Source organism: Pandoraea sp. LA3, assembly GCF_022696215.1.
GTDB classification, from domain to species: Bacteria; Pseudomonadota; Gammaproteobacteria; order Burkholderiales; family Burkholderiaceae; genus Pandoraea; species Pandoraea capi.
This window is the reverse complement of record NZ_PTPY01000018.1, coordinates 114,840-122,184: the sequence shown is the minus strand read 5'-3', so window position 1 is coordinate 122,184 and position 7,345 is coordinate 114,840. Positions and strand designations below refer to the sequence as shown.

The 7,345-nt window shown below is 63.2% G+C and carries 7 protein-coding genes; 3 read left to right on the top strand and 4 right to left on the bottom strand.

The window, feature by feature from the left end; all coding sequences use genetic code 11:
- A partial coding sequence (locus C5N93_RS03155; protein ID WP_242558227.1) for an electron transfer flavoprotein subunit beta/FixA family protein occupies window positions 1–447 on the bottom strand: 447 nt, incomplete at its 3' end.
- Window positions 448–851: 404 nt separating this feature from the next.
- Here C5N93_RS03155 and C5N93_RS03150 point away from each other — a divergent pair.
- On the top strand, window positions 852–1,835 hold the full coding sequence (locus tag C5N93_RS03150; protein WP_242558226.1) for an alpha/beta hydrolase: 984 nt from the start codon (window positions 852–854) through the stop codon (window positions 1,833–1,835).
- A gap of 128 nt (window positions 1,836–1,963) precedes the next feature.
- Window positions 1,964–2,737 carry a ferredoxin--NADP reductase gene (locus C5N93_RS03145; protein WP_242558225.1) on the top strand — a complete coding sequence of 258 codons (774 nt, stop codon included), beginning with the start codon at window positions 1,964–1,966 and terminating at the stop codon, window positions 2,735–2,737.
- 94 nt (window positions 2,738–2,831) lie between these two features.
- On the opposite strand, the gene C5N93_RS03140 is transcribed toward C5N93_RS03145, so the two are convergent.
- Window positions 2,832–3,653 (bottom strand): enoyl-CoA hydratase, encoded by an 822-nt coding sequence (locus C5N93_RS03140; RefSeq protein WP_242558224.1) that lies wholly within the window; start codon window positions 3,651–3,653, stop codon window positions 2,832–2,834.
- A gap of 102 nt (window positions 3,654–3,755) precedes the next feature.
- Window positions 3,756–4,679, bottom strand: coding sequence for a histone deacetylase family protein (locus tag C5N93_RS03135; RefSeq protein ID WP_069340731.1), 924 nt, complete (start codon window positions 4,677–4,679; stop codon window positions 3,756–3,758).
- A 530-nt stretch (window positions 4,680–5,209) separates the two neighbouring features.
- Here C5N93_RS03135 and mltB point away from each other — a divergent pair.
- Window positions 5,210–6,307, top strand: a complete 1,098-nt coding sequence (gene mltB / locus C5N93_RS03130) for a lytic murein transglycosylase B (protein ID WP_240493434.1) — start codon at window positions 5,210–5,212, stop codon at window positions 6,305–6,307.
- A 109-nt stretch (window positions 6,308–6,416) separates the two neighbouring features.
- Here mltB and cysM read toward each other — a convergent pair whose 3' ends face one another.
- Window positions 6,417–7,319 (bottom strand): cysteine synthase CysM, encoded by a 903-nt coding sequence (cysM, locus tag C5N93_RS03125; protein WP_242558223.1) that lies wholly within the window; start codon window positions 7,317–7,319, stop codon window positions 6,417–6,419.
- Window positions 7,320–7,345 lie beyond the last annotated feature (26 nt).

Genomic DNA, 7,345 nt, shown 5'->3' with positions numbered 1-7,345 from the left:
TGCGACGGTCACCTTCGAGGCGAACGTCGCCTGCGGCAGCTTCGTGAGCGCCGCAAGCATCTGCCCCGTCTGGTTGGAATCGTCGTCGATCGCCTGCTTGCCCAGGATCACCAGTTGCGGCTGCTCCTTCTCGACGATGGCCTTAAGCAGCTTAGCCACGGCCAGCGGCTGCAATTCTTCGTCCGATTCGATCAGGATCGCGCGATCCGCGCCGATCGCCAGCGCCGTGCGCAGCGTCTCTTGCGACTGGGTCACGCCCGCCGACACCGCGATCACTTCCGTCGCCACGCCCGCTTCTTTCAGGCGCACCGCTTCTTCCACCGCGATTTCGTCGAACGGATTCATCGACATCTTCACGTTCGCAATGTCGACGCCCGTGCCGTCGCTCTTCACGCGAACTTTTACGTTGTAATCCACTACCCGTTTGACCGGTACCAGGATCTTCATGAACTCGCTCCAAAGTTACGTTTACGTCAATCCGCTGCCATTATAACCACACGGCGAATGACGCATTATGTGCATATTTGAGGCATTTTGTGGCAATCATTCATGAAATGCTCTGGCATTGCCACGGATGCTCGATCCTGCGAAAAACGGCGCCGGTGCCTGACAGGAAGCGCTTGTGCGCCACGCCCTCACCCCGAACGATCGTGCTATTTTTATGCAAATCCTCGTGCGCAGCCAGTTTCCTCGTGGTGCGTTTCCTCTAGAGAAAACACACCGGTGCGCGCACGCCTATGATCGAATGGCGCACCGGTAAAACCCTCGACACGACCGTCGACGACCCTACCGACAAATCGCACCGCCGTCGCACGCACGACGGCCACCCGGCCATCCCGCCAGGAGGAGACATGACAACGCATTCGGAATCGCGTCTGCAAGCCAGCGATGGGCTGACGCTCCACGTCCATACGTGGCAGCCGGAGGCCCGCGCGGGCGACATCGATAGCGCGCCGCTACGCGCAGTCGTCGCCATCGTGCACGGCATGGGCGAACATGGTGGACGGTACGCGCGTCTGGCTGAGCACTTCGCGTCGCTCGGCATCGCGACCGTGACCTACGATCTGCGCGGGCACGGCCGCTCAGGCGGCGCGCGCGTCTACATCGATCGTTTCGACGACTATCTCAACGACACCGAAATCTTTCTCACGCACGTCCGCACGACCTTCGGGCCGACGCCGCTGTTCCTGCTCGGCCACAGCATGGGGGGCGCCATCGCCGCGCTCTATACGATCACGCGCGCCCCCGCCAACGTCAGCGGCCTGATGCTCAGCAGCCCGGCGCTCGCGCCGGGCGAACCCGTCGCCCCGTGGATGGTGAAGGCCGGACGCTGGGTGTCGCGCTGGCTGCCGAAGGTGCCCGTCTTCAAGATCGATCCGACGGCCATCGCTCGCGACAACGCCGTGGTCGATGCGGCGAAAAAAGACCCGCTCAACGCATATCGAGGGACCCCGGCGCGCACGGCAGCCGAGCTACTCGACGCCATGACGCGCATTCACGCCAACGCAGACGCCCTGCACTTGCCGCTCTATATCTTCCATGGCACGGCGGACCGGCTCACCGCCCCATGGGCGAGCGAACAGTTCCACGGCAACGCCGGCTCGCAGGACAAGACCTTACGGCTCTACCCGGGCCACTTCCACGAAACGCTCAACGATCTCGACCGGGAAAAAGTCATCGAGGAATTGACCGCCTGGCTGGTCGCGCATCTGCCGCAAACGCAGGCACCACAACGCGATGCCTCCGGACTATCGGCACTGGAGATGGATGCCATGCAAGGGACTCGCACGGCCAACACGCCGCGAACGCCGTTCGGTACGCATCACCGCATCTGATCGGGTCATAGTCAGCCCGAATGGGCGGGTTCGGTGCGCCTGAACCCGCCCTGCAAGCAGGGTCTCGCATTCCGATCCCTCACTGCGCGCTACACTGAAGCTGTGTGGATTCGCAAGGAGCCTCCGGCATGCAAGCGCAGACGAAATACTCGCCGCAAACGGTCACCGGCATGCATTTCTGGACGCCGACGATCTTCAGCATCAAGACGACCCGCCCTCCCGGCCTGCAATTCACGGCGGGCCAGTTCGTGCGACTCGGCCTGCCGGGCGACGACGGAGAACTCATCTGGCGGGCGTACTCCTTCGTGAATTCGCCCGCCGAAGATACGTTGGAGTTCTACGTAATCACGATTCCCGAAGGCCAGCTCACGCCACGACTGGCACAACTCAAGGTCGGCGACGAGGTGCTCGTCGACCACACCGCCTACGGCTTTCTCACCCTCGATCGCTTTACCGGCGGCGACGACCTGTGGCTACTCGCCACGGGCACCGGACTGGCGCCCTTCGTTTCGATCCTGCGCGATCCCGACGTGTGGCGACGCTTCAAGCGCATCTTCGTCGTGCACAGCGTGCGATGGGAGCGCGACCTCGCCTATTACGAAGAACTCAGACACTTCTCGCATCCGGATGTCGATCCGTCATGGGTCGACAAGCTTCACTTCGCGGTTAGCGTGACGCGCGAGCAAACGCCGGGCGCGTTATATGGACGTGTCACGACGCTACTGTCGTCCGGCGAACTGGAAAAGGCGATGGGCGCGACGCTCGATCCCGCGACGTCGCGCATCATGGTGTGCGGCAATCCCGACATGATCAAGGAGTTGCGCGCCTGGTTCACCGGCAACGGATACGCGGTCAGCCGTACGGCGACGCCGGGACCGTTGGTGCTGGAAAAGCAGTGGTAATGGTGGAGCGCATCCGGTGGATGCGTGATTCACAGCGGTAACCGGAGAAGGCGGGAGACGGCGGGAGAAGGCTGGAGAAGGCGAGAGACGGCGCTCAGTCCGTCGGCTTCGCCCAGTCGGGCGCCCGCTTCTCGATGAATGCCTGCACGCCCTCAAGCGCACACGCGTCCATCATGTTGCACGCCATGGTCTGCCCGGCCATCTGATACGCAGCCTCGATGCCGGTCTCGGCTTGCCGGTAGAACAGTCCCTTGCCCGCCGCCACCGCCGCAGCGGGCTTGGCGAGAATCGAGCGGCATAGCGCCGCCACCTCGGCGTCGAGACGCTCCATCGGCACTACCCGATTGACCAGTCCGCGCTCGCGGGCCGTCTGTGCGTCGATGAAGTCGCCGGTCAGCAGCATCTCCATCGCCTGCTTGCGGGTGAGATTGCGAGAGAGCGCAACGCCGGGCGTCGCACAGAACAGGCCGACATTGATGCCGGAGACGGCAAAGCGCGCCACCGACGTCGCGACCGCAAGATCGCACATCGCGACCAACTGACACCCTGCCGCCGTCGCGATACCGTGCACCCGTGCGATGACCGGCTGCGGCATGCGCTGCATCGTCAGCATCACGCGCGTGCACTGATTGAACAACGTCCGGTAGTAATCGAGCGACGGCTCCGCACGCATCTCCTTGAGATCGTGTCCCGCGCAAAAGGCCGGACCGGACGCGCCCAGCACCACCACACGGGCGCCGTCGTCACGAGCGATGTCGTCGAGCGCGCCTTGCAGCGCGTCGAGCATCGCTTCGGATAACGCATTGAATTGACGCGGACGATTGAGCGTGAGCGTCACCACACCAGCCAGCTCGCCTTCGCCGTGAGTGACGAGAACCAGCGGCTCGGGCGCCGCCGTCGCTTGCGATGACGTCATGTCGTCTCCTGTGCCGCACGTTCGCGCCGCGATGAACGCTGCGCGCCGGCCGCTATCGATCTATCGGATCAATCGAATCTATCGGGGGCCGGCGTCCGGACGTCAGACGTCGGCGAGCACCTTCAGATGCGCCACGACACTACGGCCGAGCGCGGAGAGGTTGTAGCCGCCTTCGAGGCAGCTCACGATACGCCCCTTCGCGTGGCGATCCGCGATGGCCTTCACTTCCTTCGTGATCCACGCGAAGTCCGCCTCGGTCAGGCCAAGGCCGCCGAGATCGTCTTCACGATGCGCATCGAAGCCGGCCGAGAAGAAGATCATCTCGGGACGGAATGCGTTGAGGCGTCCCAGCCAGCCGTACTCGATGGCCTCGCGCGCCGCCATGCCGGACGTGCGTGCTTCAAGCGGAATGTTGAGCATGTTCGGCGCCGGATCGTTGGCGCCGGAGAACGGATAGAACGGGTGCTGGAAGATGCCGCACATCAGCACACGCTCGTCGTTGCCGAACGCGGCCTCGGTCCCGTTGCCATGGTGCACGTCGAAGTCGACGATCGCCACGCGCGACAACCCGTGGACTTCCAGCGCGTGGGCCGCCGCAATCGCCACGCTGTTGAACAGGCAAAAGCCCATCGCACGCGTGGGCGTGGCGTGGTGACCCGGCGGACGCACACTGCAAAATGCGTTGTCGAGTTCACCGCGAATCACCGCATCCGTCGCCGCGACCGCTGCCCCCGCTGCGCGCGTTGCCGCACGCCACGAATACGGATTGAGCAGCGTATCGGGATCGATTGGGAAGTACCCGGATTCGGGAATGTTGTCGCGGATAAAATCGATGTGATCCTGCGTATGCACGAGCCGCAGGCTGGCCTCGTCGGCCGCCGGCGCTTCACGGCGTTCGAGCAGACCGTCGATGCGACCGGCAATCAGTTGGTCCTCGATGGCGCGCAGCCGCTCGGGGCATTCCGGATGCCACTCGCCCATCTCGTGACGGACGCAATCGGGATGTGTATAGAACCCGGTAGCCATTCGTTGTGTCGCCTATCGCTTCGAATCGTTTTATTGGGACGGGCGGGGGATGCCCGCCGCGCCGTGGTCTCCACGTCCGGTAGCGGCCGGATGCGGAGCCTGACTCGCGCCGCAACGATGTGCCTGACAGTCGTCAACAACACTCGCAAACGCGTGCCGATGGCCGGCATCCCCCATGAACACTGTCACGGACAGTGCACAGGCCTTAAGGTATCACAGGTGCACTCGGTTATACTGCCAAGCAGTCTCCCAGCAGACCCGTGACAGCCGGTTAGGGCCGTTCTCCCGAAATTCGGGACGGCAGGAACTGGCATGAATGGTTGGCGCTCTAGGTAATCACGCACGTCGAGTTACCTTTCGATGAGGACCGAATCAACGCAATGCGATTCGACATCGACAGGCCGCGACGAGAGCATCAACGCGACTAACGTGACGATGGCCGCAAGGGCCGCGTCGCATTCGGACTTCATACAGGCCTGACAGACAGCATGACATCACCGGTACGGATGTACGATTCACTCCCACGTTCGATGCGCGCGATCAGCGCGTTCAGCATTGCGCTGTGCATCGGCGCGTTTGCACTGACAAGCGTAAGCGCGCACGCGCAAGCCCGTGGCAAGCAAGCGGCGCAGACCGAGTTCGAGGAAGAAGTGGTGCCGCAACGCTACGCGGCCAATCCCGAGGTCGACGCATTCATCAACGACATCGTGGCGCGCGACGGCTTTGATCGTACCGAGTTGCAGAAGGTCTTCTCGCGCGTGGTGTTCTCACAGACGGCCGCACGTCTTGCTGCGCCGCCCGCCACGCCCGGCCAGAAAAACTGGACGAATTACGAGAAGCGTTTCCTCGACAACACGCGCATCAACGGTGGCGTGCGCTTCTGGAATCAGAATGCGGCAGCACTCTCGCGCGCCGCTAAAGAATACGGTGTGCCCGAAGAGATCATCGTCGCCATCATCGGTGTCGAGACGATCTACGGGCGCAACATGGGCAACTTCCGCACCATCGATGCGCTCACTACGCTCGCGTTCGACTATCCGCCCGCGCGCAATCGTTCGGAGCGAATGGCGTTGTTCCGCAAGGAACTCGAAAACCTGCTGCTCTACGCACGTGAGCGCGGCGTCGATCCGTTCAGCATCTATGGCTCGTATGCCGGCGCGATCGGCATTCCCCAGTTCATGCCGTCGTCGATCCGAAACTTCGCGGTCGATTACAGCGGCGACGGCAAGATCAATCTGACGACGGATGTCGCCGACGCCATCGGCAGCGTCGCCAACTTCCTCAAACAGCACGGATGGCAGCCGGGACAACCGGTCGTGTGGAACATCGCCGCCGATCGCGGCAGTCAGGGGCTGGCCGAGGCGGGCGCCGATGGACAACCCGAACCGCATTGGAAGCTCGGCGACTTCATCAAGGCCGGCATGCTGATGAACGAACCGCGCCTCGACGTGGGCTCGGCGCTCGACACGCCGGTGCTGATCGTCGATCTGCCGACCCCCGGACAGGCCACGCAGTACCGCATGGGCCTCACGAACTTCTACGTGCTCACGCGTTACAACCGCAGCTTCTTCTACGCGATGTCCGTGTACGATCTGGCAGACGCCATCAAGGCCGCACGCGCGCCCTGATCGTCGGGAGACTGGCTCCCACAACAGCCGTCATCGACCATCCTCGGTCGTCGGGCATGAAAAACGGGACCCTCGGGTCCCGTCGTCGTTTGATGCCTTGCGACTCGACTTACGCCGGGAACACGCCCGTCGACAGGTAACGGTCACCACGATCGCAAACGACGAACACGATGGTCGCGTTCTCGACCTCATGCGCGAGATTCAGCGCGATCTGGCAGGCACCGGCAGCCGAGATGCCGCAGAAAATGCCCTCTTCTGCCGCAAGGCGACGCGCCATGATTTCGGCTTCGGCCTGCGTCACCGAGACCGTACGGTCCACGCGGGCGCGGTCGAAAATCTTCGGCAGATAGGCTTCCGGCCACTTGCGAATCCCCGGAATACGCGAACCTTCGGCCGGCTCAGCGCCGATGATCTGCACCGACTCGCTCTGCTCCTTCAGGTACTGCGAGACACCCATGATCGTGCCGGTCGTGCCCATTGCGGAGACGAAGTGCGTCACGCGGCCTTCGGTATCGCGCCAGATTTCCGGGCCGGTCGTCTCGTAGTGCGCGAGCGGGTTGTCGGGATTGGCGAACTGATCGAGGATGATGCCGCGTCCGTCGCGCTCCATCTGCTGGGCGAGGTCACGTGCGTACTCCATGCCGCCCTTGACCGGCGTGAGGATGATCTCGGCACCGTAGGCGCCCATGCTCTGGCGACGCTCGACGGAGAGGTCTTCCGGCATGATGAGGACCATCTTGTAGCCACGCACGGCCGCGGCCATCGCCAGCGCAATGCCCGTATTGCCCGAGGTCGCTTCGATCAGCGTGTCGCCCGGTTTGATGCGCCCGCGCTGCTCGGCGTGCTTGATCATCGACAACGCGGGACGATCCTTCACCGATCCCGCCGGGTTGTTGCCCTCGAGCTTGCCGAGAATCACGTTGTTGCGGCGGCGGATTTCGTCGTCGGGCAAACGCACCAGTTGCACCAGCGGCGTGTTGCCGATGGTGTCTTCGATAGTCTTATAGGCCATTGCACTAAGCTTTTTTCGGTCGGGAA

What these genes read in the sequence shown, in the direction of transcription:
- C5N93_RS03145 (WP_242558225.1), top strand. Translation starts at nt 1,964, where the DNA reads ATGCAAGCGCAGACGAAATACTCGCCGCAAACGGTCACCGGCATGCAT.
- C5N93_RS03150 (WP_242558226.1), top strand. Translation starts at nt 852, where the DNA reads ATGACAACGCATTCGGAATCGCGTCTGCAAGCCAGCGATGGGCTGACG.
- C5N93_RS03135 (WP_069340731.1), bottom strand. Translation starts at nt 4,679, where the DNA reads ATGGCTACCGGGTTCTATACACATCCCGATTGCGTCCGTCACGAGATG.
- C5N93_RS03140 (WP_242558224.1), bottom strand. Translation starts at nt 3,653, where the DNA reads ATGACGTCATCGCAAGCGACGGCGGCGCCCGAGCCGCTGGTTCTCGTC.
- cysM (WP_242558223.1), bottom strand. Translation starts at nt 7,319, where the DNA reads ATGGCCTATAAGACTATCGAAGACACCATCGGCAACACGCCGCTGGTG.
- mltB (WP_240493434.1), top strand. Translation starts at nt 5,210, where the DNA reads ATGCGCGCGATCAGCGCGTTCAGCATTGCGCTGTGCATCGGCGCGTTT.